This window comes from Glutamicibacter sp. V16R2B1 (genome assembly GCF_005774635.1).
Lineage (GTDB): Bacteria > Actinomycetota > Actinomycetes > Actinomycetales > Micrococcaceae > Glutamicibacter > Glutamicibacter creatinolyticus.
The window spans coordinates 30,977-56,882 of sequence record NZ_VATX01000002.1; the positions used below are offsets into that span (position 1 = coordinate 30,977).

General features: G+C 69.6%; 23 protein-coding genes and 1 riboswitch. Of the genes, 11 read left to right on the forward strand and 12 right to left on the reverse strand.

The genetic code is table 11. The features are described from left to right. Nucleotides 1-8: 8 nt before the first annotated feature. Nucleotides 9-1,052 (forward strand): diacylglycerol kinase family protein, encoded by a 1,044-nt coding sequence (locus FDN03_RS00720; protein WP_138173139.1) that lies wholly within the window; start codon nt 9-11, stop codon nt 1,050-1,052. On the opposite strand, the gene pheA is transcribed toward FDN03_RS00720, so the two are convergent. Together pheA and FDN03_RS00730 are read right to left on the reverse strand one after the other, a co-directional pair. Further along, on the reverse strand, nt 1,049-1,972 hold the full coding sequence (pheA, locus tag FDN03_RS00725; RefSeq protein WP_138173141.1) for a prephenate dehydratase: 924 nt from the start codon (nt 1,970-1,972) through the stop codon (nt 1,049-1,051). The two genes, FDN03_RS00720 and pheA, sit on opposite strands and share 4 nt — an antisense overlap. Further along, complete coding sequence (locus FDN03_RS00730) at nt 1,969-2,295, reverse strand: rhodanese-like domain-containing protein (RefSeq protein ID WP_054821759.1); 327 nt, start codon at nt 2,293-2,295, stop codon at nt 1,969-1,971. The genes pheA and FDN03_RS00730 overlap by 4 nt, the downstream gene beginning before the upstream one ends. A gap of 67 nt (nt 2,296-2,362) precedes the next feature. Here FDN03_RS00730 and FDN03_RS00735 point away from each other — a divergent pair, with 67 nt between their 5' ends. Together FDN03_RS00735 and FDN03_RS00740 are read left to right on the forward strand one after the other, a co-directional pair. Beyond that, a complete protein-coding gene (locus FDN03_RS00735; RefSeq protein WP_138173143.1) occupies nt 2,363-3,715 on the forward strand; it encodes an amidase in 1,353 nt (450 codons plus the stop codon). A 79-nt stretch (nt 3,716-3,794) separates the two neighbouring features. Further along, complete coding sequence (locus FDN03_RS00740) at nt 3,795-5,252, forward strand: oligopeptide:H+ symporter (protein WP_138173145.1); 1,458 nt, start codon at nt 3,795-3,797, stop codon at nt 5,250-5,252. Nucleotides 5,253-5,322: 70 nt separating this feature from the next. Here the strand turns inward: FDN03_RS00740 and FDN03_RS00745 are convergent, their stop codons facing one another. After that, nucleotides 5,323-5,646 (reverse strand): DUF4190 domain-containing protein, encoded by a 324-nt coding sequence (locus FDN03_RS00745; RefSeq protein WP_171021078.1) that lies wholly within the window; start codon nt 5,644-5,646, stop codon nt 5,323-5,325. 112 nt (nt 5,647-5,758) lie between these two features. Between FDN03_RS00745 and pgm the strand changes: the two genes are divergently transcribed. After that, on the forward strand, nt 5,759-7,363 hold the full coding sequence (gene pgm / locus FDN03_RS00750; RefSeq protein ID WP_138173149.1) for a phosphoglucomutase (alpha-D-glucose-1,6-bisphosphate-dependent): 1,605 nt from the start codon (nt 5,759-5,761) through the stop codon (nt 7,361-7,363). A gap of 21 nt (nt 7,364-7,384) precedes the next feature. On the opposite strand, the gene FDN03_RS00755 is transcribed toward pgm, so the two are convergent. Beyond that, nucleotides 7,385-8,818 (reverse strand): aldehyde dehydrogenase family protein, encoded by a 1,434-nt coding sequence (locus tag FDN03_RS00755; RefSeq protein ID WP_138173151.1) that lies wholly within the window; start codon nt 8,816-8,818, stop codon nt 7,385-7,387. A 76-nt stretch (nt 8,819-8,894) separates the two neighbouring features. On the opposite strand from FDN03_RS00755, the gene FDN03_RS00760 reads away from it, so the two are divergent. From FDN03_RS00760 to FDN03_RS00785, 6 genes are all read left to right on the forward strand, one after another. After that, complete coding sequence (locus FDN03_RS00760) at nt 8,895-10,484, forward strand: hypothetical protein (RefSeq protein WP_138173153.1); 1,590 nt, start codon at nt 8,895-8,897, stop codon at nt 10,482-10,484. A gap of 66 nt (nt 10,485-10,550) precedes the next feature. After that, nucleotides 10,551-10,645, forward strand: a riboswitch (TPP riboswitch). After that, nucleotides 10,637-11,422 carry a hydroxyethylthiazole kinase gene (gene thiM, locus FDN03_RS00765; protein WP_138173155.1) on the forward strand — a complete coding sequence of 262 codons (786 nt, stop codon included), beginning with the start codon at nt 10,637-10,639 and terminating at the stop codon, nt 11,420-11,422. Its footprint overlaps the riboswitch before it by 9 nt. Before the next feature lie 68 nt (nt 11,423-11,490). Next, nucleotides 11,491-12,132 (forward strand): thiamine phosphate synthase, encoded by a 642-nt coding sequence (gene thiE, locus FDN03_RS00770; RefSeq protein ID WP_138173157.1) that lies wholly within the window; start codon nt 11,491-11,493, stop codon nt 12,130-12,132. Beyond that, nucleotides 12,129-13,571, forward strand: a complete 1,443-nt coding sequence (locus tag FDN03_RS00775) for a bifunctional hydroxymethylpyrimidine kinase/phosphomethylpyrimidine kinase (protein ID WP_138173159.1) — start codon at nt 12,129-12,131, stop codon at nt 13,569-13,571. Before thiE ends, FDN03_RS00775 begins: the two co-directional genes overlap by 4 nt. 34 nt (nt 13,572-13,605) lie before the next feature. Next, nucleotides 13,606-14,898, forward strand: a complete 1,293-nt coding sequence (locus FDN03_RS00780; RefSeq protein WP_138173161.1) for a solute carrier family 23 protein — start codon at nt 13,606-13,608, stop codon at nt 14,896-14,898. Between the two features lie 60 nt (nt 14,899-14,958). Next, complete coding sequence (locus FDN03_RS00785; RefSeq protein ID WP_138173163.1) at nt 14,959-16,365, forward strand: sugar porter family MFS transporter; 1,407 nt, start codon at nt 14,959-14,961, stop codon at nt 16,363-16,365. Between the two features lie 10 nt (nt 16,366-16,375). Here FDN03_RS00785 and FDN03_RS00790 read toward each other — a convergent pair whose 3' ends face one another. Then, a complete protein-coding gene (locus FDN03_RS00790) occupies nt 16,376-19,573 on the reverse strand; it encodes a beta-phosphoglucomutase family hydrolase (protein WP_138173165.1) in 3,198 nt (1,065 codons plus the stop codon). An 89-nt stretch (nt 19,574-19,662) separates the two neighbouring features. Here FDN03_RS00790 and FDN03_RS00795 point away from each other — a divergent pair, with 89 nt between their 5' ends. Then, the gene (locus FDN03_RS00795) at nt 19,663-20,643 is read left to right on the forward strand and encodes a hypothetical protein (protein WP_138173167.1); all 981 of its coding nucleotides are present in this window, start codon (nt 19,663-19,665) and stop codon (nt 20,641-20,643) included. A gap of 126 nt (nt 20,644-20,769) precedes the next feature. On the opposite strand, the gene FDN03_RS00800 is transcribed toward FDN03_RS00795, so the two are convergent. The 7 genes from FDN03_RS00800 to FDN03_RS00830 all read right to left on the reverse strand — a co-directional run bounded on the left by FDN03_RS00800 (nt 20,770) and on the right by FDN03_RS00830 (nt 25,901). Next, a complete protein-coding gene (locus tag FDN03_RS00800) occupies nt 20,770-21,498 on the reverse strand; it encodes a glycerophosphodiester phosphodiesterase family protein (protein WP_138173169.1) in 729 nt (242 codons plus the stop codon). Beyond that, a complete protein-coding gene (locus FDN03_RS00805; protein ID WP_171021079.1) occupies nt 21,495-22,280 on the reverse strand; it encodes an HAD family hydrolase in 786 nt (261 codons plus the stop codon). The genes FDN03_RS00800 and FDN03_RS00805 overlap by 4 nt, the downstream gene beginning before the upstream one ends. A 5-nt stretch (nt 22,281-22,285) precedes the next feature. After that, a complete protein-coding gene (locus tag FDN03_RS00810) occupies nt 22,286-23,188 on the reverse strand; it encodes a carbohydrate kinase (protein ID WP_138173173.1) in 903 nt (300 codons plus the stop codon). Beyond that, the gene (locus FDN03_RS00815; protein WP_138173175.1) at nt 23,185-23,865 is read right to left on the reverse strand and encodes an alpha/beta hydrolase; all 681 of its coding nucleotides are present in this window, start codon (nt 23,863-23,865) and stop codon (nt 23,185-23,187) included. Before FDN03_RS00815 ends, FDN03_RS00810 begins: the two co-directional genes overlap by 4 nt. Next, nucleotides 23,862-24,650 (reverse strand): enoyl-CoA hydratase-related protein, encoded by a 789-nt coding sequence (locus FDN03_RS00820; RefSeq protein ID WP_138173178.1) that lies wholly within the window; start codon nt 24,648-24,650, stop codon nt 23,862-23,864. The genes FDN03_RS00815 and FDN03_RS00820 overlap by 4 nt, the downstream gene beginning before the upstream one ends. A gap of 67 nt (nt 24,651-24,717) precedes the next feature. Next, the gene (locus FDN03_RS00825; protein WP_138173180.1) at nt 24,718-25,407 is read right to left on the reverse strand and encodes a LysR family transcriptional regulator substrate-binding protein; all 690 of its coding nucleotides are present in this window, start codon (nt 25,405-25,407) and stop codon (nt 24,718-24,720) included. A 62-nt stretch (nt 25,408-25,469) separates the two neighbouring features. Next, complete coding sequence (locus FDN03_RS00830; protein WP_138173182.1) at nt 25,470-25,901, reverse strand: universal stress protein; 432 nt, start codon at nt 25,899-25,901, stop codon at nt 25,470-25,472. Nucleotides 25,902-25,906: the final 5 nt, after the last annotated feature.

Consider the following 25,906-nt stretch of genomic DNA (forward strand, 5'->3'; position numbering starts at 1 on the left):
AAGTCACTATGCATAGAAACCGCGTGATCATCGCTTCATTGGCCGGCGGCGCCGGCGTGGCCGCGCTGCTGAGCTGGCGGTCGGTGCGCAAGCTCATCGAACCCAGCAGCCCGCTGAGCCGGGAACCGGATGAGGTGGAGCAGGTCGCGGCCGGCCAGGTCGCCATCGTGGTCAATCCCTCCAAGTCACAAGCCGAAACCGCCTGCCACGCGGTGCGTCGGGTGTGTGCCGAGGCCGGGCTGCCCGAGCCGCTGGTGTTTGAGACCACGGTGGACGACGCCGGGCAGGGCGGCGCGCGCCAGGCGCTGCAGGCCGGGTGCGACACCATCCTGGCCGCCGGCGGGGACGGCACGGTGCGCGCGGTGGCCGAGGTGATCGAGGGCGCGGAGGCAACCCTGGGCATCCTGCCGCTGGGCACCGGCAACCTGCTGGCCCGCAACCTGGAGATCCCGATCGACGATGTGCACACCACCGCGCTGCTGGCGGTGCGCGGCCGGGTGCGGCGCATCGACGTGGGGCATTTGCGCCTGCAGCACCTGAACGGCACGGAGGCGGACCACGCGTTCCTGGTGATCGCCGGGGTGGGCACCGACGCGGACCTCTTTGACGACACCGACGAGCAGCTCAAGCGCCGGGTCGGCTGGCTGGCCTACTCGGAGGCCGGGCTGCGCCAGCTGCCCGGGCAGCGCAAGCGCGTCTCCTTCCAGCTCGGGGACGGCCCCTGGCAGACCCGCCGGGTGCGTTCGGTGCTGTTCGCCAACTGCGGCAAGCTGCAGGGCCTGGACTTCGTGCCCGAGGCGAAGCTCGATGACGGGATCCTGGACGCGGTGGTGCTCTCCCCGCGCTCGGCGGCCGGGTGGGTGTGGATCTTTTTGAAGACCGCGTTCCGGGCGAAGAACGAGATCCCGGTGATTTCCTTCTACAAGACCAAGAAGGTCTCGCTGCGCTGCACGGAGCCGATGAACACGCAGATCGACGGGGACCCGACCGGCATGGTCAATACCCTGCAGGCCTGGATCAACCCGTCGGCGCTGCGCATCCGCACCGCCTAGAGGCGGTGCAGCAGCTGGCCCACCCATTCCCGGGCCCGGATGAAGGCCTCGTTGGAGTTGTGTGAGTCGATGCTCGGGGTGATCCCCTCCGCGGCGTTGTAGGAGCCCAGGAACTTCAGATCCGGGCACAATCGGTGCAGCCCGGTCAGCGCCGCTGCGACCCGCTCCTCGGCCAGGTGCCCGTCGATGTCCACGGAGAAGAAGTAGCTGCCCAGCCCCGTGCCGGTGGGCCGGGACTCGATGCGTGAGAGGTTCACCCCGCGCGCGGCGAACTGCTCCAGCAGCGCCATCAGCGCGCCGGGCTTGTCCTCGGGCAGCGGGACAATCAGGGTGGTCTTGTCCACCCCGGTGGGCGCCGGCAGCGGTCCGGGACGGGTGACCAGGAAGAAGCGGGTGACCGCCCCCAGGTTGTCCTCCACGCCCTCGACCAGCACCTTCAGGTTGCGGTCGTGGGCCACCAGCGGCGAGCAGATCGCCGCCTGGTGGTGCTGTTCGGGGTCCTGCAGCCCCACGGCGGCGGCCGCGGTGGAGGAGCCCTGGATAAATTCCGCTCCGGGAATATTGGCCTGTACCCAGCCGCGGCACTGCGCCCAGGCGACCGAATGCGTGGAAATCTGGGTGATCTGCTCCAGCGCGTCGATGTCCTCACGCACCGCCAGCACGAACGTGATCGGCACCAGCACCTCGCGCACGATCTGCAGGTGGTCGGCCCGGGCGATCGCGTCCAGGGTGGCCGAGACCCCGCCCTCCACGGAGTTCTCGATCGGCACCATCGCCCCGTCCACCGAGCCCTCCAGCACCATCGCCAGCGCCTCGTTCACGTTGGCGGCCGGGACCCGCTCGGCCTCGTCCGCGCCGGGAACCTGCAGCAGGGCGGCCTCGGTGAAGGTTCCCGACGGGCCCAGGTAGGCATATCTCATCGAACGGCCGGCTCCTGCCCGTTTTCGGATTCCATCGGCAGCTGCGCCTCGATCCACGCGTCCGAGCCCCCGGCAATGTTGTACACCGAGTAGCCCATCCCGGTCAGCCAGGCCGAGGCCTGGGCGGAGCGGCCCCCGGTGCGGCAGATGACATAGGTGTCCACATCCGGATCCAGTTCCTCGAAGCGTTCGGGAAGCTGGCCCAGCGGGATGTGGGTGGCGCCCTTGGCGTGGCCCTCAACCCATTCGAAGTCCTCGCGCACATCCAGGATCAGCGCCCCGTCGGGCACCTCGGTCACCGAGACGGTCTCGAAGTCACTCATGGTTAGCGTTCCTCTCGCATAGGGTGTTTGCTTATAAGACTAATGAGTTCGAGCATCGAAAGCAGACATGTTGACGTCATCCGCCCTGAAGTTGCGCAACCAGCTGGCCGCCGGGGAGGTCTCCAGCCGGGAAGTGACCGAACACTACCTGCGGCGCATTGAACGCTTCGCCTCCCTGGGCGCGTTCGTGCACGTGGAGCAGCGGGCGCTGCAGGCCGCGGCGGCCGCGGACCGCCAGTTCATGCGTGGGCCCATCGGGCGGCTGCACGGGATGCCGATCGCGTTCAAGGACCTGAACGAGGTCGCCGGGATGCCCACCACCTACGGGTCCAGGGCGGTGCCGCACCTGGTGGCGGCACGCGACCACCCGCTGGTGGCCCGGCTGCGCGCCGAGGGGGTGGTCATCACCGGAAAGACCCAGGTCCCGGAGTTCGGGCTGAGCAGTTATTCGGAGAACCTGATCGCCGCCCCCTCCCGCAACCCGCTGAACCCCCAGCTGTCCTCCGGGGGATCCTCCGGCGGGCAGGCGGCGGCGGTGGCCGCCGGGCTGCTGCCGCTGGCCCCTGGCAGCGACGGGGGCGGGTCGGTGCGCATCCCGGCCGCGGCCTGCGGGCTGGTGGGCCTGAAGCCGGCGCTCGGGCGGGTTCCGGCCGATGTCGCCGAGGGCTACCTGGACCGCTTCGGCGCCCCGAAGCTGACCGTGAGCGGTCCGCTGGGGCGCGATGCGAAGGACACCGCCCTGCTGCTGGATGCGATGCTCGGCCAGGACCGCTACCTGCCGGCCCTGCAGGACGGGCCGGTGGACGCGCTGCGCGGGCTGCGCATCGGCTACAGCACCCACTCCCCCTTTGAGCCGGTCTACCAGATCCGGCTCAGCAGTGACGCGCGGGCCGCGTTCGAGCGCGGGCTGCGGCTGCTGGAGCACCGCCACCACGTCATGCCCGCCGACCTGCGCTACGCCCCGGACTACCCCGAAACGTTCGCCACGGTGTGGACCAACGGGCTGAAGGACGTGGCGATCGGCGACGAATCACTGCTGGGCACCCTGGCCCGGGACTACCGGCGCCGCTCCCGCCAGCGCAGCGCGCAGGTCTCGCTGGGCGCCGCGACCCGGATTAAGCAGATCGCCGCGGACTTCATCGCCCAGTGGTCGGCCTATGACGTGATCGCCACCCCGGCGATGGCCCACACGCCCCCGCCGATCGGCTACTACACCCGCCATGACGCGGACACCGACTACCGGCTGCAGTGCCAGTACACCCCATACACCTCGATGGTCAACGTCGCCGGGTGCTCGGCGATCACCGTCCCGGTGGCCACCGCCGCCGATGGCATGCCAATGAGCATTCAGCTCATTTCAGCCCACGCCAACGAGGAAAAACTGCTCATTTTGGCACACCAGCTGCTGGCCGAAGCATAACAGGCTGTGATCCACCAAACCGTGTGAGATCTATCGCAAAAGTAGGCATCGAAGTCAAGAAGGGCGAAAAATGTTACGCATGTCTACTGTTTCACCGAGCACCACCGGCACGGGCAAGACCTTCTTCGGTCACCCCGGCGCGCTGGCCAACCTGTTCAGCGTCGAGATGTGGGAACGCTTCTCCTTCTACGGCATGCAGGCACTGCTGGCCTACTACATGTACTTCTCGGCCACCGAGGGCGGCCTGGGCATGGAGCAGGGCCTGGCGCTGTCGCTGGTGGGCGCCTACGGTGGCGCGGTCTACCTGAGCACCATCCTGGGGGCCTGGGTCTCGGACCGCCTGCTCGGCCCGGAACGGGTGCTGTTCATCTCCGCGATCGTGATCATGGGCGGTCACCTGGCCCTGGCGCTGCTGCCCGGCGTGGTGGGCCTGGCCATCGGCCTGGTGATGGTGGCCGTGGGCTCGGGCGGGCTGAAGGCCAACGCCACTGCCCTGGTCGGCTCGCTGTACTCCAAGGAGGACCCGAAGGCCGATGCCGGCTTCTCGATCTTCTACATGGGCGTAAACATCGGCGGGCTGGTCGGCCCGCTGCTGACCGGGCTGCTGCACAAGCACTTCGGCTTCCACGTGGGCTTCGGCGCCGCTGCGGTGGGCATGGCCCTGGGCCTGGTCATCTACGGGTTCGGACGCAAGAACCTGCCCGAGTCGGTGCGCCAGGTCGCCAACCCGCTGCCGACCGCTGAGCGCAAGCGCTACCTGCTGATCTTCGCCGCCGTGCTGGTGGTCATCGTGCTGGCCTTCACGCTGAAGATCGTCACCCCCGAGAACCTGGCCTCCACCATCGCCTACGTGGTGATCGCCGCCAGCATCATCTACTTCGTGCTGATCCTGCGCAGCCCCCGGGTGGATGCGACCGAACGCAAGCACGTGTACGCGTTCATCCCGTTCTACATCGCCTCCGCCGCGTTCTGGGCGCTGTTCCAGCAGCAGTTCACCTTCATCGCCGCGTACTCGGCCGAACGCCTGGACCGCCACCTGTTCGGCTGGGAAATGCCGGCCAGCTGGGTGCAGTCCATCAACCCGGTGTTCATCGTGCTGCTGGCCGGGGTGTTCGCCACCATGTGGACGAAGCTCGGTTCCCGCCAGCCGCGCACCAGCGTGAAGTTCGGCCTGTCGCTGGTCGTGGTGGGCATCGCCTTCTTGTGCTTCATCCCGCTGAACTCGCTGGCCAAGACCCCGCTGCTGGCCCTGGTGGGGATCCTGCTGCTGTGCACCATCGCCGAGCTGCTGCTCTCCCCGATCGGCCAGGCGGTGACCACCAAGCTGGCCCCGGCCGCGTTCGGCACCCAGATGATCGCCCTGTTCTTCCTCTCGGTCTCGCTGGGCACCACCCTGTCCGGCGTGCTGGCCGGGTACTACACCGAGGGCAATGAGGTCGCCTACTTCCTGTGGCTGGGCGGCACCGCGGTGGTGCTGGGCCTGGCGATGTTCGCCGCCACCCCGGCGCTGAAGAAGCTGATGGGCACCGTGCACTAGCAGGTCCCCGCAAACACACGATGGCCTGGTCCCCATGCGGGGGCCAGGCCATTGGCGTGTTTGCGCGCCCTTAGGCGTAGTCGGAGTACACGCTCTGGTTCAGGTCGGTGTAGAACGAGGCGGAGAAGAAGAACACGAAGATGATGAACGCGTAGCACAGCAGCGCCAGCACCAGCCCCACCCAGGAGGTGATCAGCCCGGCCAGGGCCATCCCGCGCCCGGCCGGCTCGCGCCGGTACCCCAGGTGGCCGGTGATCACCCCGGCCAGGGGGATGAAGATGATGACCAGGAATCCAAGCAGGGACAGGATTCCCAGGACCAGGGAGGCCACCGAGAGTCCGGTGGGCTGCGGCGGGGGCACATAGGTGTTCTGGGGGTACGGGTGGTAGCTCATCGCCTCCATCCTATAAACCGTCCGGGAACCAGGGAAACCGGCGCGGCGCGCACGGCCAACCCCGATAGGATGCCTAGTAGCAGACTCTTGACCTGGCAGACAAAGGATGGGCATGGCACACGAACGCGCGGGACAGCCGGCACGCGAAGAAGACCTGATCGACCTGCAGGAGGTCCTGGACGCATACTTCAGCCGCGTTCCCGATCCGCAGCAGGCCGGGCAGCGGGTCTCCTTCGGCACCTCCGGGCACCGCGGCAGCTCGCTGAACGACTCCTTCAACGAGGCGCACATCGCCGCGATCACCCAGGCGGTGGTGGACTACCGCGTCTCGGCCGGGATCACCGGTCCCATGTACGTGGGCAAGGACAGCCACGCCCTGTCCGAACCGGCGTACCGCACCGTGCTGCAGGTGCTGGCCGGCAACTCGGTGCGCGTGCTGGCCGAGGACGGGCTGACCCCCACCCCGGCGCTGAGCCACGCCATCCTGGTGCACAACGCCGCCGGCGGCCAGCAGGCCGACGGGCTGATCATCACCCCGTCGCACAACCCACCGGCCGACGGCGGGATCAAGTACAACCCGCCGCACGGCGGGCCGGCCGAATCCGAAATCACCGGCCCGATCGCCCAGCGCGCGAACGAGCTGCTTGAATCCGGGCAGATCCGCCGGGCCGAACCGGACGCCGAGGCGTTCGACTTCCGGGAACTGTACGTCACCGACCTGGCCGAGGTGATCGACTTCGCCGCGATCGCCGAGTCCGGGATCAGCATTGGCGCCGACCCGCTGGGCGGGGCCTCGGCCCACTACTGGGGGGAAATCGGGCGGCGCTACGGGCTGAACCTGGAGGTGGTCAACGAGCGGGTGGACCCGCGGTTCGGGTTCATGACCCTGGACAAGGACGGCAAGATCCGCATGGACTGCTCCTCCCCGGATGCGATGGCCTCCCTGGTGGCGAACCGCCGCAGCTACGACATCGCCACCGGCAACGACGCGGACGCGGACCGGCACGGGATCGTCACCCCGGACGCCGGGCTGATGAACCCGAACCACTTCCTGGCCGTGGCCATCGACTACCTGCTCACCCACCGCCCGCAGTGGCCGGGGGACGCGCAGGTGGGCAAGACCCTGGTCTCCTCGGTGCTCATCGACCGGGTCATCGCCGCCCACGGCCGCCAGCTGCTGGAGGTACCGGTGGGCTTCAAGTACTTCGTGCAGCCGCTGGCCACCGGCCGGGCGGTGTTCTGCGGGGAGGAATCGGCCGGGGCCTCCTTCCTGACCCGGGACGGGCGCCCGTTCAGCACCGACAAGGACGGGATCATGCTGGCGCTGCTGGCCAGCGAGATCCGTGCGGTCACCGGCAAGTCCCCCAGCCAGCTGCACGCCGAGCTGGTGCGGGAACACGGCACCAGCTACTACGCCCGCTTCGACGCGCCGGCGGACCTGCAGCAGAAGGAGGTGCTGGGCCGGCTTGATGCGCAGGCGGTGCAGGCCACGCAGCTGGCCGGGGACGCGATCACCACCAAGGCCACCGAGGCCAGCGGCTACCCGATCGGCGGGCTGAAGGTCTCCAGCCAGCGCGCCTGGTTCGCCGCCCGGCCCTCGGGCACCGAGGACATCTACAAGATCTACGCCGAATCCACGGTGGGCCAGGAGCACCTGCAGCAGGTGCTCGCCGAGGCCCGCCAGATCGTGGACGCCGCGCTGGCCGGCCAGGTGTAGCCCGCCGCCACGGCGCCGGGGCTAGATGAGCTTGTCGATGAACTTGCGCTTGGCCCAGGAGTAGGGCGGGTAGACGGCGTTCAGGGTGTCGATCACCGTGGTCTTGTTCAGCTCCGGACGCATCTGCGAGAGCCGCTCAAAGCCGTGCTTGCCGTGGTAGGAACCCATGCCGCTGTCCCCCACGCCGCCAAAGGGCAGGGTCGGGACGATCAGGTGGGTCATCGGCGCGTTGTGCACGATCGCCCCGGCCCGCACCCGGTCGGAGAAGATCGACTGCAGCCGCGGGTTCTCGCTCATCAGGTAGGCGGCCAGCGGGGCGGGGCGTTCGGCGATGAACTGCAGGGCCGCGTCGAAGGACTCCACCTCGATCACCGGCAGGATCGGACCGAAGATCTCCTCGGTCATCAGCGGGCTGTCCAGCTCCACGTCGCGCATCACCGTGGGGGCCAGGCGCAGGGTCTGGGCGTCGCTCTGCCCGCCGATGACCACCCGCCCGTGCTCCAGCAGCCCGGTGAGCCGCTCAAAGTGCTGGCGTGAGACGATCCGCCCGTAGTCCTGGTGGCTGATCGGGTCCCGGCCGTAGAAGCTGCTAATCGCCTTGGCCAGGCGGTCAACCAGCGCGTCCGCGTCCCCGATGGACAGGATGTAGTCCGGGGCCACGCAGGTCTGCCCGCTGTTCATGAACTTGGCGAACGCGATCCGCTTGGCGGTGGCCGGCAGGTGGTTGTCCACCACGGTCGGGCATTTGCCGCCCAGCTCCAGCGTGGTGGGGGTCAGGTGCTCGGCGGCCGCCCGCGCCACGATCCGCGCCACCCGCGCCCCGCCGGTGTAGAAGATGTGGTCCCAGCGCGCGGCCAGCAGCTCGGTGGCGGTGTCCACCCCGCCCTCGCACACCGCGTACACCCGCGGGTCCAGGTAGTGCGGCAGCAGCCGGGCGATCGTGCCGGAGGTGGCCGGGGCCAGTTCGGAGGGCTTGAGCACCGCCGCGTTGCCGGCCGCGATCGCGGCGATCAGCGGGGCCAGCAGCAGCTGCAGCGGATAGTTCCAGGCGCCGATGATCAGCACCACCCCCAGCGGCCGCGGCTCGATCTTGGCCATCGCCGGCTGCAGCGACAGCGGCACCTTCACCGAGGTGGAGTCCATCCACTCGGCCAGGTGGCGCTGGGCAACGTCGATTTCCGTGCGCAGGAAGTCGATCTCGGAGAACTTCGCCTCGGTCGCGCTCTTGCCCAGGTCCTCGGCGAGCGCGGCGATGAAGTCCTCCTTGCGTTCGGCCAGCATCTTCTCCAGGGCCCGCAGCTGCTGGGCGCGGAAACGGCGCGGATGGGTGATGCGCGCGTCGGCGGAGCGGCGCAGGTGCGCGATCATCTCCGCGATCTTGCCCGGGTGCTCGTCGACCGGCGGCGCGGTTTCCCCGACCGGTTCCGGCGGCTGCTGTGAGGTGAAGATTCCCATGGCTCGAGCGTACGTCATCCCCCGGCCCCCGTTTGCGCCACCGGGTTGATACATTGGGCTGGATAAAGGAGGGCCGATGACCGACCTGAGCGCCCCGCTGGGCTCGTTCGCCGTCGCCGCCGCCCTGGTGGCGCTGATCCTGCGGGCCCTCAGCCCGAGCGGGAGCGGGAACCTGCTGTCCCAGGCGCGCCGGTACGCCCGGTGGTGCGCGCTCATCGGGTTCCTCGCCGCCGTCTCCACCGACTGGTTCGATGCCTTCTACCTGATCAGCGCGGAGGGGCAGGCGGTGCCCGGCGGCTGGCCGGGCGCGGTGGGGCGGGCCGCCACCCCGGCGCTGTGGGTCGGGTTCGTCTACGTGCTGGCCCAGTTCACCGGGCCGCGCGTGCAGCGCAGCGCCGACCCGCAGCCGCGCACCGGGCTGGTGCCGGGCAAGCTGGTGGCGGCCCTCGTCCTGGTCCTGGCCGGCTCGCTCACCGCGCTGTGGGCGGCGGGCGATGTGCCCTACCGGGCTCCCACCGCGCAGCGCGAGCTCAGCGAAGAGGAAATGAGCTACTTCATCCCGGCCGCCGACGGGTTGCGCCCGGCCGGCGAGGTGCTGCCGTACCTGGCCCTCTGCCTGGGGCTGCTGGTGGCCGCCACCCTCCTGGCCAGCCTGGTGATCCTGCGCCGCAGGCCGCTGCCGGGGATCTCGCGGCACGACAACCGGGTGCTGCGCCGGGTGTGGCTGAACCGGCTGTACCGCACCGTGGCCGTGGTCCTGGCCGCCAACGGCGCGGCCGCCCTGCACTACAAGGCCCGGTGGTTCCACCAGCAGGCCGCGGACGGGGACCTTGAGCGGCTGCGCGCGCTGGGCGACGGCTGGGATTCGGTAGGGAACTACGCCGTGCTCGGCGTCGCCCTGGTGATGCTGTTCTGGCGCCCGCCGCAGAACTTCGAGGGCGTCACCGCCGTGCCGCGGCATCCGGTGCGCGCCCTGCGCGATCACCTGTTCGCCACCCAGTACGTGGCGCTGGGCGCCTCACTGATCCTGCTGCTCGTCCTGTGGCCCACGCACTCACCGCAGCCGCAGGCCCTGCCCGATGCACGGCCGGGGATGCACCTGATGGTGCTGATCACCGGCGCCGCCCTGCTCTACCTGGTGATCACCGGCAGCAGCATGGGGTACGTGCACGGCAAGGCCGGTCGGACCGGGCCCCGGCACTGGGGACCGCTTCCGCGCTGGATCTACCCGGTGGCCGGGCTGCTGATGGCCGCCAGCGTCTACTTCCTGCTGCGCCCGCCACTGGACTACCTGTGGGGGCTGGTCACCGCCCCGGCGGCGTTCATCCTGCTGCTGGTGGCGGTGCTGTTGCTGGCCCACGCCGCCGTGCGCCTGGCCAGCCGGCGGATGCAGGTGGCCTGGGCGGTGGATGGGCACTGGGAGCGCTGGTACCGGCAGGTGATCGAATTGCGTTCGCTGCGCACCGTGACCGCCGCCCTGGGCGCCCTGCTGTTCTGCGGCTACGGGTTTGACTACGGATGGGTCGGGCTCAGCCTGGCGGTGCTGTGCTTCCCGGCGCGGCTGCTCATCCCGCACCCCGGCCCCGAAAAGCACCCGTCAGCGGCACATGGGCGCCCGGCTGCTGCCGGCCCTGCAGCACCGCCGGGCGCGCCGGGCCGGCCCTGACCTGGGGCGGCGCGGTGCGGCGCGTCACAGGTTTGTCAACGGGTGGGCGATTGCGTACGCTCGGTCACGAGTGACACGGGGTGTCGGCGCCGCCGACTGAGATGACACCCGTCGAACCTGAACTAGTTCAAACTAGCGGAGGGATGTCGCACATGACCCTGCCTGCCGTGATCCATTCACTGCGCCACACCAGCCCCCTGGTGTTCTGCCTGACCAACACCGTGGTCGCCAACTTCACCGCCAACGCGCTGCTGGCCGCCGGCGCCGCCCCGGCCATGACGAACCTGCCCGGGGAGGCCGGGCCGTTCGCGAAGACCGCCTGCGCGGTGCTGGTGAACCTGGGCACCCCCAGCACCGAACAGCTGGCCGCCATGGATGAGGCGATCGAGGCCGCGAACCAGGCCAACACGCCCTGGGTGCTGGACCCGGTGGCCGTTGGCGCGCTGCCGGTGCGCACGCGCTACGCCCAGCGCATCGTTTCGCTGCGCCCCGCCTTGATCCGCGGCAACGCCTCGGAGATCATGGCCCTGGCCGGGCACCAGTCCGCCGGGCGCGGGGTGGATTCGGCCGACCCCGTGGCCGCGGCCATCGCCGCCGGGCGGGAACTGGCCGAACGCCACGGCGCGGTGGTCGCGATTTCCGGGCCGGCCGACGCCGTGGTCAGCGCCCAGCGCACGGTCATGGTGCACACCGACGGGATCGAACTGACCCGCGTCACCGGCGGCGGGTGTGCCCTGGGCGCGTTCGCCGCGGCGGCGATCGCCGCCGGGCAGGACGTGTTCACCTCCACCGTTGCCGCCCACGCCTATTATGGGCGGGCCGCCGAACGCGCCGCCGCCCTGTCCCTGGGGCCGGGCAGCTTTGCCGCGCAGTTCCTCGACGCCCTGGCCCTGACCGATCCGCAGGAACTGGGTGCGGTGCGCATCGAGGAACTCTAGATCCCTCATTCTTCATCCCCCCACGACTCAACCCGCCGGCCCCGCAGGGGGGCGGTTTAAGGACAATCATGCGAAATCTCGGCGTATATTTGGTCGCCAACACCGCCAGCTGCACCCCACACCGCACCCTTGAGGTCATCCAGGCCGCCGTGCAGGCCGGCGTGCAGTGGATCCAGCTGCGCGCCAAGGAGGAAAGCGCGCGCGAATTCTATGAACTGGCCCTGGCCGCCGGTCAGCTCACCGCGGGCCGGGCCGAACTGCTGGTCAACGACCGGGTGGACGTGTACCTGGCGGCACGGGCCGCCGGGGCCGCGGTCACCGGGGTGCACATCGGGCAGCAGGACCTGCCGGTGCAGCGGGTGCGCGAACTGATCGGGGACGCCACCTTGGGGTTGAGCGCCTCCACCGATGAGCAGCTGGCGGCGGCGAACGCGAACGCCTCGATGATCGACTACCTGGGCGTCGGGGCGATCCGGGCCACCCCCACCAAGAAGGACCACCCCACCCCGATCGGGATCGAGGGCTTCGCCCGGGCCCGGAAGATCGCCCAGCTGCCCTGCGTGGCCATCGGTGCGCTGCAGGCCGAGGACGCCCCGGCGCTGCGCGCGGCCGGGGCCGAGGGCATGGCGGTGGTGCGCGCCATCTGCTCCAGCACCGACCCCGGTGCGGCCGCCGGCGGGCTGCTGCGCGCCTGGCAGGAGGCGAAATGATCCACAACATCCTGTCCATCGCCGGTTCCGACCCCTCCGGGGGCGCCGGAATCCAGGCGGATTTGAAGGCGATCGCCGCGACCGGGGGCTACGGGATGGCCGCCATCACGTCCCTGACCGCGCAGAACACCCGGGGCGTGGACGCGGTGCAGGCCGTTGAGCCGCAGTTCGTCACCGCCCAGCTGCGCAGCATCGCCGCCGATGTGCGCATCGACGCGGTGAAGATCGGGATGCTGGCCAACGCCGGGATCATCGACGCGGTGCAGCAGTGGCTGGGCGAACAGCCGGCCGGGCTGCCGGTGGTGCTCGACCCGGTGATGATCGCCACCAGCGGGGACCGGCTGCTGGATGACGCGGCCCACCAGGCGATGTCCCGGCTGCTGGCCCGGGCCACGGTGCTGACCCCGAACATGGACGAACTGGCGGTGCTGCTGGGTGAAGCGCGCGCCACCACCTGGGATGGCGTGTTGGCCCAGGCGCAGCGCCTGGCCGCCGCCCACGACGTGCTGGTGGTGGCCAAGGGCGGGCATCTGGGCGGGGAGCAGTGCCCGGACGCGCTGGTGGACGCCACCGGGGTGCTGGCCGACTTCCCGGCCGCGCGGATCGACACCGAAAACACGCACGGCACCGGGTGCACGCTCTCCAGCGCCCTGGCCAGCCTGTACGCGCGCGGCGGTAACTGGGCGGCGGCGCTGGGCGCGGCCAAGGAGTACCTGGCCGAGGCGATCGCCGCCTCCGGGCAGCTGTCAGTGGGGGCCGGGCACGGGCCGGTGCACCACCTGGCCGGGCTGTGGTCCGGGCAGGGGCTGGCGCCGGCGCAGGACCCGATGCAGCAGTGGTGGCAGGACATCGCCGGGATCCGGGAGGGGATCGATGAGCTGGACTTCATCCGCCAGCTGCGGGCGGGCACCCTGCCGCGGGCGAACTTCGACTACTACATCAACCAGGACGCCCTGTACCTGCGCGGCTACGCCCAGGTGCTGGCCCAGGCCAGCATCATCGCCCCGGACGCGGCCGCCCAGCGCTTCTGGGCCGCCGCCGCCTCGGCGACGTTCGAGGAGGAAATGGCGCTGCACCGCGAATTCGCGCTGGACACCGCGGCGCACGGCAGCGAGACCACCGCGAACTATGTGAACCACCTGGCGGCGGCCGGGCACCACTACCCGGTGCTGATCGCCGCGATCCTGCCCTGCTACTGGATCTACCAGGACGTCGGGTCCCGGCTGGCGGCGGCCGGGCACGGGCAACACCCCTACCGGCAGTGGCTGGCCACCTACTCCTCCCCCGAGTTCGATGCGGCCACCGCGGCGGCGATCGGCATGGTGCGTGCCGCCTACCGGCGGGCCGATGAACGCACCCGGCAGGCAATGTGGCGGGCCTTTGAGACCTCCAGCCGCCACGAGCTGGCGTTTTTCGCGCAATCGGGGGCCGAAGCGTAAGATACTTCCCGGCCCATAATCAGGAGGAACACGCATGAAATGGTCGATCCACGGCGACGGGAAGTCCATCACCCCCGGTGAGGTGGTCGCCCCGGATGAGCGGCTGCACTGGCCGCAGACCATTTCCATCGGCACCCAGCACATCCTGGCGATGTTCGGCTCCTCCATCCTGGTGCCCACGCTGACCGGCTTCCCGGTCACCACCACCTTGCTGTTCACCGGGGTGGCCACCATCCTGTTCCTGCTGATCACCGCGAACAAGGTGCCCAGCTACCTGGGTTCCTCCTTCGCGCTGATCGCCCCGGTGATGGCCACCATGTCCAGCCATGACATGTCCGCGGCCCTGGGCGGGATCGTGATGACCGGCGCGCTGCTGTTCGTGGTCGGGCTGGTGGTGCAGAAGACCGGCACCGGCTGGATCCACGCGCTGATGCCGCCGGTGGTGATGGGCACCATCGTGGCGCTGATCGGCCTGAACCTGGCCGGGGCGACCCTGGAGCCGATGAAGCAGGTTCCGCTGACCACCTTCGCCACGGTGCTGGCCGTGGTGCTGGCCACCGTCGTGTTCAAGGGGCTGCTGGGCAGGCTCTCGATCCTGGTGGGCCTGGTGCTCGGCTACCTGGTGGCCCTGGCCCAGGGGCAGGTGGACTTCGCCCCGGTGGCCGACGCCCCCTGGTTCGGGCTGCCCGAATTCAACACCCCCAGCTTCCACCTGGACACCGCGCTGATGTTCCTGCCGGCCGTGTTCGTGCTGATCGCCGAGAACATCGGCCACGTGCGCACCGTGGGGCTGATGACCGGGCGGGACCTGTCCCGCTTCAACGGCCGGGCGCTAATGGCCGACGGTGCCGCCTCGGTGTTGGCCGGGCTGGGCGGCGGCTCGGCGACCACCACCTATGCGGAGAACATCGGGGTGATGGCCGCCTCCCGCGTCTACTCCACCGCCGCCTACTGGGTGGCGGCGATCGCCGCCATGGCGCTGGCGTTCCTGCCCAAGTTCGGGGCGCTGATCGGCACCATCCCGGCCGGGGTCATCGGCGGGGCCGGGATCGTGCTCTACGGCATGATCGGCATCATCGGGGCCCGGCTGTGGATCGAGCACCGGGTGGACTTCGGCAACCCGATCAACCTGATGACCGCCGGGGTAGGCCTGATCATCGCCATCGCGGTCACCTCCGAGATCAGCTTCGGCCAGTTCCAGCTGGGCGGGATCGCGCTGGGGACCATCGCCACCCTGGTGGTCTACCACCTGATGTCCCTGGTGGCGCGCTGGCGCGGCAGCGATCCGGCCCACGCCCCGGCCCCGACCGCAGGCGAACAGCGGTAGCCGGAAACCAGCGCACGCGAAAGCCTAGGGTTGACACCGTCCACGCGCTACGATCGGCTCATGAGCTCACACACAACGGATGGCAAGATATCGGCCCGCCTGATCGGGATCGCGCTGGGCGCGGCCCTGGGCGGGCTGCTCTTTGGCTATGACAGCTCCATCGTCAACGGCACCGTGGATGCGGTGCAGGAACAGTTCGGGCTGAACGCGGTCACCATCGGCTTCACCGTCTCCTGCGCCCTGATCGGCGCCGCGATCGGCGCCTGGGTGGCCGGGGTGGTGGCCGAGCGGGTGGGCCGGGTGCGCACCATGATCATCGCCGCCGTCCTGCTGGGCGCCTCCGCCCTGGGCGCCGGGTTCTGCTTCGGTCCGGTGGATCTGATCATCTGGCGGATCGTGGGCGGGCTGGGCGTGGGCTTCGCCTCGGTGATCGCCCCGGCCTACATCGCCGAGATCTCCCCGGCCGCGCACCGCGGCCGGCTGGGCTCGCTGCAGCAGATGAGCATCGTGGTGGGCATCTTCATCGCCTTCCTGGTCAGCGCGCTGCTGGTGTACGTGATGGGTTCGGCCGACGCGGTGGGCTGGTTCGGCCTGGAGGCCTGGCGCTGGATGTACCTGTCGCTGCTGGTGCCCGCGGTGGTCTACGGGGTGCTGGCCGCCCGGCTGCCCGAGTCCCCGCGCTACCTGGTCGAACGCGGACGCTACGTGGAGGCCGCCCAGGTCCTGTCCCGGGATGTGGGCATGGAGCCGGGCGCCATGACCGAGCAGAAGATCGAGGAGATCCGCGCCACCGTGCACCTGGAGCGCCACCAGACCTTCTCCGATCTGATCGGGCGCTTCGGCTTCCACCCGGTGGTGTGGATCGGCATCCTGCTTTCGATGTTCCAGCAGCTGGTGGGCATCAACGTGATCTTCTACTACTCCACCACCCTGTGGAAGTCGGTGGGCTTCGCCGAATCGGACTCCTTCACCATCTCGCTGATCACCTCGGTGACCAACATCGTGGCGACCATCATCGCGATCTCGCTCATCGACGTGCTGGGGCGCAAGCTGCTGCTGCTGCTCGGCTCCGGGATCATGACCCTGTCCCTGGGGGCCATGACGCTCGCGTTCTCCCAGGCCGTGACCGTCGACGGGGCGCTGAGCCTGCCCGGGGCCTGGGGCACCATCGCCTTGATCAGCGCGAACCTGTTCGTGATCGGCTTCGGCGCCAGCTGGGGCCCGGCGGTGTGGGTGCTGCTGGGGGAGATGTTCCCCAACTCCATCCGCACCCTGGCCCTGGGCGTGGCGGCGGCCGCGCAGTGGCTGACCAACTTCCTGGTCTCCACCACGTTCCCGTCCCTGGCCGAGGCCGGGCTGCAGCTGGCCTACGGCATCTACGCCAGCTTCGCGCTGCTCTCCTTCCTGTTCGTGCTGTTCATGGTCAAGGAGACCAAGGGACGCAAGCTGGAGGAGATGACGCTCTAGCCCGCGCGGGTCAGAACCCGCGCGGGGGCTGCATGACGTCGGCGGAGTCCTCGCTGTGCAGCGCCACCACGTGCTCCATGCTGGGCTTGCCCTCGCGGACCTGGCCGTGGGCGTCCAGTTCGATCTCCACCGGTTCGGAGGCCGAGAGCGAGTAGTTCTTCCCGCGCACCGCGAAGTACAAGGTGGCCCCGCCCTCCATGCTCAGCCGCATGGAATCGCTGTTCAACCGCACCGTGATCATCGAGCCGCGCCACGCCAGCCGGAAGGAGAGCGTGGACCAGCTGGCCGGCAGCCGGGGGTCGAAGCTGAGCACGTCCCCGTCATCGCGCATGCCGGCGAATCCGTAGATCAGCGTCGCCCACACCCCGCCGGTGGAGGCCACGTGCACCCCGTCGGCGGTGTTGCGGTGCGAGTTCTCCAGGTCCACGTTCAGCGCCGCCTGGAAGTACTCGTAGGCCAGGTCCCGGTAGCCGACCTCCGCGGCCACGATGGACTGCACGGCCGCGGAGAGCGAGGAGTCCCCGGTGGTCAGCGGGTCGTAGTAGTTGAAGTCCGCCAGCTTCTCCGCATCGGTGAAGTCGCTGGAGCGCAGCCACAGGGCCAGCACCGTGTCCGCCTGCTTGATCACCTGGAAACGGTAGATCACCAGCGGGTGGTAGTGCAGCAGCAGCGGCAGCTTCGCCGGGTCGGTGTTGGACACATCCCAGATCTCCCGGTTCAAGAAGTGCTCGTCCTGCGGGTGGATGCCCACCCGTTCGGAGAACGGGATGTGGAAGCAGTGCGCGGCCTTGCGCCAGTTCTCGGCCTCCCCCTCGCGGATCTGCAGGCGCTCGGTGAGTTCGGCGTGGAAGCGCGGGAAGCGGTTGGCCAGGGTGTCGAGCATGTCCGCGGCGCAGCGCAGGTTAAAGCGCGCCATCACGTTCGTGTAGACGTTGTCGTTCACGATCGCGGTGTACTCATCCGGTCCGGTCACCCCGTGGATGTGGAAGCTCTGCCGGCTTCCGGTGGTCCGCCAGAACCCGAGCGAGGACCACATCCGGGCCGTGCCCACCAGGATCTCCGCGCCGCCCGAACGCAGGAACTCCACGTCCCCGGTCGCGTTCATGTAGCGGTTCAACGCGTAGGCGATATCCGCGTTGATGTGGTACTGGGCGGTACCGGCCGGGTAGTAGGCGCTGGCCTCCTCACCGTTGATGGTGCGCCAGGGGAACAGGATCCCGTCCTCGTTCATGATCTGCGCGCGGCGGGTCGCGGCCGGCAGCATCGAGACCCGCGCCCGCAGCGCGTTGCGCGCCCACTGCGGGTTCGTGTAGGTCAAGAACGGCAGCACATAGATCTCGGTGTCCCAGAAGTAGTGCCCGGAGTAGCCGTTGCCGCTGGTGCCCTTGGCCGAGATCCCCAGCCCGTCGGCGCGGGCCGAGGCCTGGGCCAGCTGGAAGATGTTCCAGCGGATCTTGCGCTGCAGCGTCTTGTCGTCGCTGTCCACCCGCACGTCGCTGCGCTGCCAGAACTCGCCCATGTAGGTGCGCTGGCCGCGGAAGTGGTCATCGGCGCCGCGCGGCACCAGGTGGCCCAGGGCGCGGTGCGAGCGGGCCAGCATTTCCCGGGCGGTGTGCCGCCGCGAGGAGTGGTAGGCCACGAACTTGCTCAGCCGCAGACCCTCCCCGGGCTGCAGCGAGGCGCTGGCCACGTGGTCCGAACGCTCCGCGCTGACATCGGTGGTGGTGTGGATCCGGGATTGCGAGCCGCCGGTGAGGCTGGCGCGGTGTTCAGCGACCGTGGCCACGCTCATCCCCGAACCGCGCACAATGTAGGACAGCCCGGCCCGACCGTCACGCTCATAGTGCCCGGCCGGCTGCAGCGGGTTCTGCCCGGTGGATTCGGACTTGCGCGGATCCAACGGGGAGGGTTCCCCGGCATCCAGGTCCGCCGGGGTGGGCACCAGGGTGGTGGGCGGGATGCCGATCACCGAGGACTGCACCACCACGTGCCCCGGCGCGTCGAGCAGGCGCACGTTCACGTCCACCACCGCCAGGTGCCGGTCGGTGAAGGAGACCATGGCGCGGCTGGTGACCGCCACCCGGTGGCCCTCGGCGGTGCGCCACAGCGTGGTGGAGACCAGGGTGCCGTCCCGGAAGTCCAGGCGCAGGTCATCGCGCACCATCTCGGTGCGGCCCACCTCCAGCGCCTCGTCGTTGATGTACACGCGCATGGTGCGGAAGTCCGGGGCCGCGATCATCGTCTGCCCGGTGGAGGCCAGCCCGTAGGCGTTCTCCGCGTAGCGGATCTGCCAGGTCTCGTGCAGCCCGTTGATGAAGCTGCCCCCCACCTGGTCCCCCACGCCCAGCATCGGGGCCTTGGCCCCCAAAAAGCCGTTGCCCAGGGAGAACACGGTGTCCTGGGCGCCCTCATCGTCGCGCGCCTCATCCAGGGTGATGGACCACGGGTCGTAGCTCAGCGCATCCCCGGATTCGTCGGTCATCACCTCGGACAGGTCGGTGACCACAAAGTCCGCGCCGGCCTCGGCCAGCGAGGCGGCGTTGTTTTCCCGGGCCACCCCGATCACCCGGAAGCCGCCGGCCACCGCGGCCTGCACCCCGGAGACCGCGTCCTCGATGACCACGCACTCCTCCGGGCGCCAGCCCAGGTCCCGGGCGGCGGCCAGGAACGTGTCCGGCGCCGGCTTGCCCGGCAGCTGGCGCAGCGTCGCCTCGGTGCCCGAGACGACGGTGGGGAAGAAGTCCGCCAGCTCGGCGGCGTTCAGCACGGTGCGGGCGTTGCGCGAGGAGGAGACCACCGCCACGTCCAGCCCGGCATCCAACACCTGGTTCAAGAAGTCCAAGGACCCCTGGTAGGGGGCGATGCCCTCCCGTTCCAGGATGTCGATGAACACGTCGTTCTTCAGGTTCCCCAGCGCGCACACGGTCTCAAACCCGGGCAGGTCCCGCCCGGTGCCGTGCGGCAGGCTGATGCCGCGCGAATCCAGCACCGCCTGCACCCCGTCGTAGCGCGGGCGCCCGTCAACCAGCGTGAAGTAATCATCCAGGGTGTAGGGCGCCGCCTCGGGGTGGCGGGCCGAGAGGAACCGGTCAAACAGCTCCTGCCAGGCCTCGCGGTGCACCTGGGCGGTGGGGGTCAGCACCCCGTCCAGGTCGAAGAGCACGGCTTTGAAGTCACGGTGTCGGTACATCGGACGCGAAGAGTTCACAGGCAAAATCCTTTGGTGGAGGACAAACTGGCCGTCAGCCCCACGGTAGCAACATCGGGGGCTTGCGGCGACATACTACGATGGAATACGTGGCTCACTGGATAGACGTGTGGAACAGCAATGAATGGCGTGAGGACACCGCCGCCTGGATCGATGCCGCGTGCGAGGCCTATGGCATCCAACGTGAGGGGGACGTGGACTTCTGGCCCGCCACCCTGCAGCAGATCAGCGCCCTGGTGCGCACCGACGCCGCCGATTTGATCTTCACCGCCACCGCCCCGGGCCTCACGGCCGAGGCGGCGATCACCGTGGCGGCCGGGCAGCTGCTGCCCGAACGGGTGGTCATGCCCCTGGCCATCGACCGCACCGCCGGCTACCTGCTCAGCCCCGACTTCGGGCACACGGTGCAGGCCCTGGGGGAAACCGTGGAAAGCTGGGAATTTGCCCTGCGTTCGCTGGCCTCGCTGCAGGTGGGGCTGATGGGCCAGGAACAGACGTTCTTTGACGCCGGGATGCCGGTGGTGGATCCGCAGTTCCTGCCCGAGCAGTTCGACCAGGCCCTGATGCTGCACGTGTCCCTGGAAAACGGGCACCCGCTGGCAATCACCGGTGAACAGGCCGACGAACTGTATGCCGGCACCCCGGCCCTGGCCGAAGCCTGCCAGGTGCTGGCCCAGGCCCCGGTTCCCCTGAGCGTGGAACACGGCGCCTTCGGCCTGGACCAGGTGGTCATTCCCCCGGAGGTGGGGCTGCACGGGCGGATCCTGAACCTGGGGGCCGGGCACTGGGCCCACCCGTTCTCCTCCCTGGCCCAGCCGCTGGCGGCGATGCAGCAGCAGTGGGATTGCGAGATCCAGGACGAGCGCATCATGCGGGCGCTGTTCGCCTACCTGGAGGAGTTCTCCGCCTACGGCACCCCGGACGAGCTCTACGCGCTGATCGACCCGGCCTGCCTGATCGCCCCGCTGGCCCAGCATGAGGCCTGGCTGCGGCTGCTGGTGGAGGCCGAACCGGCGGAGATCGAGCACTTCGCCCCGCAGATCCTGCAGACCCTGCAGATCTCCGGGTAGCGGTCCCGGGCGCGTTCACCGGCACAGAGTCCCCAGCCACGGGGCTGCCGGGGATGAGATTGGCGATCGAAGCTGAGGCATGCGCGCGAGGCTGCGGTTTGCCGGATAATTCAGCTGACGGCAGCGCTACCTGGGGTAGTCCTGCAGCACCCGGCTGAGCAGCTGCGCCTCATCGCTGACCAGTGCATCCACCCCCTGATCCAGCAGCCGCCGCATGCTCGGCTCGTCATTGACCACCCAGACATGCACCTGCATGCCCGAACGCCGCACCGCGCGGATGAAGCGCCCGGTGGTCACCGGGATCATGCCGTGGCGCCGGGGAACCTGGACGGCCCAGAACTCCTTGGGGTATTTCGCCGGAACCCGCCCGATCAGATGGGCCCAGAGCCAGATGCGGGTCATTTCCCGGGTGCCCGGGCTGGTGCGCACCGGGCGGGAGAGCAGGTGGGCGGTGGCCCGGGTGCGGGCGGTGTCGAAGGAGGCCAGCGCCACCCGGTCATGGCTAGCGGTGCGCTCAATGACCTTGGCCAGCGGCGCAATGACCGCCACGTCCTTCACATCGATGTTGAACATGACATCGGGGAAGGCGTTGATGAGCTCTTCCAGGGTGGCCAGCGGCTCGGTGCCGGCCCGCAGCGCACCGACCTGCTCGGCGCTCAGGTCGTTGAACCGGCCGGTCCCGGCGGTGATGCGCTCCAGGGTTTCGTCGTGGAAGGCATAGACGGTCTGGTCGCTGGTGGCGCGCACGTCGGTCTCGAAATGGCGGATCCCGGCCGCATAGGCGCGCTGAAACGCGGCCAGCGTGTTCTCCTCGGCGCCGCGGCGGTACCCGCGGTGGCTGAAACCGAACTTCACTTCAGCAGCCGTTCGATCACCTGGGCCACCCCGTCCTGGGAAAACGGCGGGGCGGTCAGCCGTGTGGCGGCCAGCGTCTCGCGGTGGCCATCGGCCATCGCATACCCATGCCCCACGAACTGCAGCATTTCAATGTCATTGGGCATGTCCCCGAACGCCATGATCTCCTCGGGCTTGATGTCCAGTTTGCGGGCGTACTCATCCAGCGTGTGCGCCTTGTGGATCTCCAGGTGCGCCATCTCCAGCAGCGAGACGTCGGTGGCCGAATGGGTCAGCCACAGCAGCTGGGACAAATCCGGGTACACGGCCTGGTAGAACTCCTCGACCGGCAGCCCCGGCGAGCGCGCCAGGAACTTCACGATCCCCTCCGTGTCCAGCTCCTGGCTGTGCAGGTCCAGTTCCGCCAGGGAGCCCAGGGTGCGCCCGGCCTGGGCGAACCCCTGGCCCAGGTGCAGGCCCTTGGTGGTTTCGGCGGCGAAGCTGGCCTGGGGTTCATGGTGCAGGATGATCTGCTGGGCCTGGCGGGCGGTGGCGATGTCGATGGTCTGCGCCCACAGCACCTGGTCGTTTTCCAGGTCGTACAGCACCGCCCCGTTGGAGCAGATCACCGTTCCCAGCCCGCCAAAGGCGTCCACGATCGGGGTCAGCCAGCGGTAGGGCCGTCCGGTCACGAAGACGATGTGGATCCCGGCGGCCCGGGCGGCCAGGAACGCGTCCCGGGTGCGGGCCGAGATCTGCCCGGTTCCCGAGACGATCGTGCCATCCAGGTCGGAGGCGATCATCTTGATCACGCCAGCTCCCGGCGGTAGGGCGGGTTCGCCCCGGCCCGGGTGACGGTGACGGCAGCGGCCTTCGAGGCGAAGTCCAGGGCGGCCTGCAGCTCCTGCAGGCTCACCGCGGCCAGCCGCTCACGCTGCCCGGCGCCGATCAGCCCGTGGTCGGCGAACCAGCACAGCAGCGCCGCGGTGAACGAGTCCCCGGCGCCCACGGTGTCGGTGACCTCCACCAGCCTGGACTGCTGTTCCACGGTTCCGGCGCGCACCACCCCGAAGGACCCGGCCGAACCGGCGGTGGAGACCACCATGGCAGGTCCCAGCTCCAGCCAGGCGCGGGCGGTCTGCTTGACCGAGCGCATCGGGTAGAGCCAGCGCAGGTCGATGCCCGAAACCCGCACCACGTCCGCGGCGGCGACGAACTGCTCCACCTCGGCCACCGTTTGGGCATGGTTGGAGACCAGCGAGGGGCGCAGGTTCGGGTCATAGCTGATGGTCGCGTGCTGCCGGGCGCGGGTGATCAGCGGCAGCAGCTCCGCGGGGCTGAACAGGGTGGCGATCGAGCCGGTGTGCACCAGCTGGCTGCCCGGATCCAGTTCGGTGACCAGGGTGGGCATCTGCCAGAACGCGTTGAAGGCGAACGTCGCTCCCCCGGCCGGGTCCAGCACGCCATGGGCGATCACGGTGGGCTTGTCATCGGCGCCGCCCAGGAACTTCACCTGGTTCTCGGCCAGGTGCTGCTCGATGGTGCGCCCCTTCTCGTCCTGCCCCCACCGGGAAACCAGGGTGCCGGGGTAGCCCAGCCGGGCCAGGGAGACGGCCACGTTCAGCGGGCTGCCGCCCACGAACTCCTGGGGCGGGGAAATCCCGGGGGCCAGGACATCGACCAGCGCCTCGCCGATCACCGTCGGGTTCATGTGCTTCCTCCAAAGTGCCAGGGTGCCAGTTCTGCGACGCAGGCCCGCCACTGGTCGCTGGCCGGGTCAATCCACGTGTAGTGGTCCCCGCCGAAAATTTCGGTGCGGTGCTCCTGGCCGCGGGCGCGGGCCTGTGCGGCGGCCTGCTCGGCCACCTGCAGCGGAACATCCTCGTCCTGGCTCCCATGAAAGATTATGACACGCGCCCTCATCGGCCACAGCGCCACCGGGTTGACCTCTGCCAACGGGGTGTCGCCCAGCATCAGGGGCACCGCGTCGTCACTGAGCCGCAGCCGTTGGGCCAATTGCAGGTCCAGCAGCCCGGCCTGGCTGATCACCTGGGTGATGCGCGGCTCGGCGGCGGCCAGCACACAACCCAGCTGGGCGCCGGCCGAATGCCCGATGACGCTCAGCGGCCCGTCGGCGGGAATCAGCCCCAGCGCGGTGCGCGCGTCCTGCACCATCTGCCGGGCGCTGCCCGGCCCGCGGCGGTATTCCAGGTTGTAGGCCGCCACCCCGCGCCGGGCCAGGTCCGCGGCCAGGGGCCGGCCCAGGCCGGCGTTGTAGCCGGTGCGCCAGTAGCCGCCGTGGATGATCAGCACGGCCCCGGACCCGGTGGCCGCCGCGGGCAGGTGCGCCTCCAGGTACTGGTCCGGGTGCGTGCCGTAGCGGATCACTTGCCCGGGAATTGCGCTTTCCTCTTCTCCACGAACGCCGCCCGGCCCTCCACCGAATCCTCGGTGGTGAAGGCCTTGCGGAAGCTGGCGGCCTCCAGGTCCAGTCCGGCGTGCACGTCGGTGTCGGCGATCTGGTTGATCGCCCCCTTCACGTTGGCCACCGCCATCGGGGAGACGGCGGCGATCTCCTCGATGGTGGCCACCGCCGTGTCGATCAGCTCCGCGGCCGGCACCACCCGGTTGGCCAGTCCAATGCGCAGCGCCTCGGCGGCCTTGATGCGCCGGCCGGTGAAGATCAGTTCGCGGGCCATGGCCACGCCCACCCGCCGCGGCAGGCGCACCGACCCGCCGAACCCGGGCACCAGGCCCAGGTTGACTTCCGGCTGGCCGAAGCTGGCGTTCTCCGCGGCGTAGATGAAGTCGCAGGCCAGCGCCAGTTCGCAGCCCCCGCCCAGGGCGAAGCCGTTGACCGCGGCGATGACCGGAACCTGCAGGGCCTCCAGCGCCTCGGTGACCCGGTGCATGCGCCGGCCATAGGCGTCGGCGGCGTCGGCGTCCATGTCCTTCATCTGCACGATGTTCGCCCCGGCCACGAAGGACTTTTCCCCGGCCCCGGTCAGCACCACGCCGCGGTGCTCGAACCCGGTGCCCGCCAGGTGCGTGACCAGCTTCTCCAGGTCCTCCACGACCTCCAGGGCCAGTGCGTTCATCGACGCGGGGCGGTTGATGGTGACGATCAGGGCGCTGCCCTGGGTGCGTAGGCTCAGTGTCTCAAATTGCTCCATGACCCCACCTTCTCATGCCCAACCCCTGCCCCACTAGACTTTTAGCGGCCGGCGCACCGGGGCGGGGCTAGCGGCGCTTGCGGGGTTTGGGGTGGCGTCCCGGGGACGGGTTGCCGCCCGCCGCGGGCTTGCGCCCGGCCTTGCGTTCGGTGCGGGCCTGGTGCTGCTGCTTCTGGCGCACCGAGGCCTGCCGGGAACTGGTGGCGCTGCGCCCGCGCACCACCCCGATGAACTCCTCCACGATCTCAAGGTTCGCCGCGTCCACCGGCCAGCTAATGCCGATCTGGGTGGGTTGCCCGTCCTCGATCACGCGGTGGATGACGTCCTTGCGGGCGTGCAGCCGGGCCAGGCTCATCGGCATGCGGGCCACGAACGCGCCACTGGCCACCACCTCCAGCGCCATCTCCACCCCGCCGCGCTCGGGCGGGTAGTCCGCCAGGTCCAGCAGCGCAAACTTTTCCACCTCGGCGGCCGGAATGCTCTGGTCGTAGTACTCCACGTCGTGCTCACGGGCGGCGCACACCACCTCCAGCTCCTGGTAGAGCGGGATCACGTGGCGGGTCTCGTCCTTCGGCGACTGCCCGGGGGCGTAGCGCACGAACACCACATCGGCGCGCCCGGCGGACAGTTCCTCCAGGATCGGCCCGGCGTCGTGGCGCCGGGCGCTGAGCTCGATCTGCGGGTAGCGCTGGGCGAAACGGTCAATCCATTTGCCCGGAACCACCCCGGCGGCGTAGGTAATGCGTAGCTGTTGCACGCTTAAAGACTAATGCGTGGCCGCCGGATCCCGGTGGCCACGCATCTGCGGTGCGCAGTGTCCTACTTGTCGGTCTTCACAACCAGCACATCGCACGGTGCCGAGTGGGCGACCGAGGAGGCGACCGAACCCAGCACGCGGCCCAGGCCGCGCATGCCGACGTTGCCGACCACGATCATCGAGGCGTTGCGGGAGTTGGCCTCGGAGATCAGCACCTCGGCAGGCTTGCCGTGTCCGGCGGCGGCGGAGACGTTGGCCTCGGGCTGGGCGTCGCGCACGTCGCGGGCCACACGCTCGGCCAGCTTGCGGGCCTGCTCGGCGTCATCCAGGATCCAGGTGTCCGAGCCGATGGAGACGACCTCGGTGTTGTCCGAGGCGTGGGCGGTCACCACGACCAGTTCGGCACCGAGCTTGGCGCTCAGGTCGGCGGCGCGGCGCGCGGCCTTCAGTGCGGTTTCCGAGCCGTCAACGCCCACGATGATGGTTTCAGACATAATGC

Bases quoted from the DNA above. Each gene is read 5' to 3' on its own strand.
- FDN03_RS00720 (WP_138173139.1), top strand. From the start codon at position 9: ATGCATAGAAACCGCGTGATCATCGCTTCATTGGCCGGCGGCGCCGGC.
- pheA (WP_138173141.1), bottom strand. From the start codon at position 1,972: ATGAGATATGCCTACCTGGGCCCGTCGGGAACCTTCACCGAGGCCGCC.
- FDN03_RS00730 (WP_054821759.1), bottom strand. From the start codon at position 2,295: ATGAGTGACTTCGAGACCGTCTCGGTGACCGAGGTGCCCGACGGGGCG.
- FDN03_RS00735 (WP_138173143.1), top strand. From the start codon at position 2,363: ATGTTGACGTCATCCGCCCTGAAGTTGCGCAACCAGCTGGCCGCCGGG.
- FDN03_RS00740 (WP_138173145.1), top strand. From the start codon at position 3,795: ATGTCTACTGTTTCACCGAGCACCACCGGCACGGGCAAGACCTTCTTC.
- FDN03_RS00745 (WP_171021078.1), bottom strand. From the start codon at position 5,646: ATGAGCTACCACCCGTACCCCCAGAACACCTATGTGCCCCCGCCGCAG.
- pgm (WP_138173149.1), top strand. From the start codon at position 5,759: ATGGCACACGAACGCGCGGGACAGCCGGCACGCGAAGAAGACCTGATC.
- FDN03_RS00755 (WP_138173151.1), bottom strand. From the start codon at position 8,818: ATGGGAATCTTCACCTCACAGCAGCCGCCGGAACCGGTCGGGGAAACC.
- FDN03_RS00760 (WP_138173153.1), top strand. From the start codon at position 8,895: ATGACCGACCTGAGCGCCCCGCTGGGCTCGTTCGCCGTCGCCGCCGCC.
- thiM (WP_138173155.1), top strand. From the start codon at position 10,637: ATGACCCTGCCTGCCGTGATCCATTCACTGCGCCACACCAGCCCCCTG.
- thiE (WP_138173157.1), top strand. From the start codon at position 11,491: ATGCGAAATCTCGGCGTATATTTGGTCGCCAACACCGCCAGCTGCACC.
- FDN03_RS00775 (WP_138173159.1), top strand. From the start codon at position 12,129: ATGATCCACAACATCCTGTCCATCGCCGGTTCCGACCCCTCCGGGGGC.
- FDN03_RS00780 (WP_138173161.1), top strand. From the start codon at position 13,606: ATGAAATGGTCGATCCACGGCGACGGGAAGTCCATCACCCCCGGTGAG.
- FDN03_RS00785 (WP_138173163.1), top strand. From the start codon at position 14,959: ATGAGCTCACACACAACGGATGGCAAGATATCGGCCCGCCTGATCGGG.
- FDN03_RS00805 (WP_171021079.1), bottom strand. From the start codon at position 22,280: ATGATCGCCTCCGACCTGGATGGCACGATCGTCTCGGGAACCGGGCAG.
- FDN03_RS00810 (WP_138173173.1), bottom strand. From the start codon at position 23,188: ATGAACCCGACGGTGATCGGCGAGGCGCTGGTCGATGTCCTGGCCCCC.
- FDN03_RS00820 (WP_138173178.1), bottom strand. From the start codon at position 24,650: ATGGAGCAATTTGAGACACTGAGCCTACGCACCCAGGGCAGCGCCCTG.
- FDN03_RS00830 (WP_138173182.1), bottom strand. From the start codon at position 25,901: ATGTCTGAAACCATCATCGTGGGCGTTGACGGCTCGGAAACCGCACTG.